This is a genomic window from Megasphaera cerevisiae DSM 20462 (assembly GCF_001045675.1).
Classification (GTDB): domain Bacteria; phylum Bacillota; class Negativicutes; order Veillonellales; family Megasphaeraceae; genus Megasphaera; species Megasphaera cerevisiae.
The window spans coordinates 1-637 of sequence record NZ_LEKT01000165.1 but is presented as its reverse complement, the minus strand read 5'-3'; the positions used below and the strand labels follow the sequence as shown (position 1 = coordinate 637).

The window sequence follows — 637 nt, the reverse complement described above, 5'->3', positions numbered from 1 at the left end:
TTCATACCAAAGATTTTCACTTCCACCGCCATAGGTCCGGTCCTTGCTGTACACCGGCATGACATCACGTTTAGACGTCCAACCGGCAATACTGAAATTTCCTACTTTTCCACTGTCGGCCCGTAAAAAGAAATTCGACGGCAACGCACTGCTTTCATAATCGCTGGTATAGCGAGAGCTATGATATCTCCCTTCGGCATTGACCTGTATACTAGGTGTAGACTTCGGCCCTTTCGTAATGACATTGACGACGCCGCCGATGGCATCAGCCCCGTATTTGGCACTGGCAGCGCCGCGTACGATTTCGATACGTTCGATATTTTCCGCGCCGATCCGCATGAGTTCGTCGCCGTTGCCAGAGTATTTACTCACGTCTCCCAACACGGGCTGTCCGTCCACCATGATCAGGGTATGACGAGGATCGGCCCCACGGATAGAGATGCCTACTTTACCCATAGCGTCGACAGTTCTGGTCACGCCTACTTCATTGAAAATCACGTCCTCCACAGATTTCCCCTGTTTGCGCGCGATATCTTCTTTGGTAATGACGGTGACACTTTGCGAATTGTACTTCGCTTCTTCTTTCGCTTTGTCCGCCTCCACGACGACATCCCGTGTCGTTACCGAATTATTGCCC

1 protein-coding gene is annotated in these 637 nt (G+C 51.2%); it reads right to left on the bottom strand.

The genetic code is table 11. From position 1 onward, the window contains the following. On the bottom strand, positions 1 to 637 hold a 637-nt coding region (locus tag AB840_RS15560), incomplete at both ends, for a TonB-dependent receptor plug domain-containing protein (protein WP_048515712.1).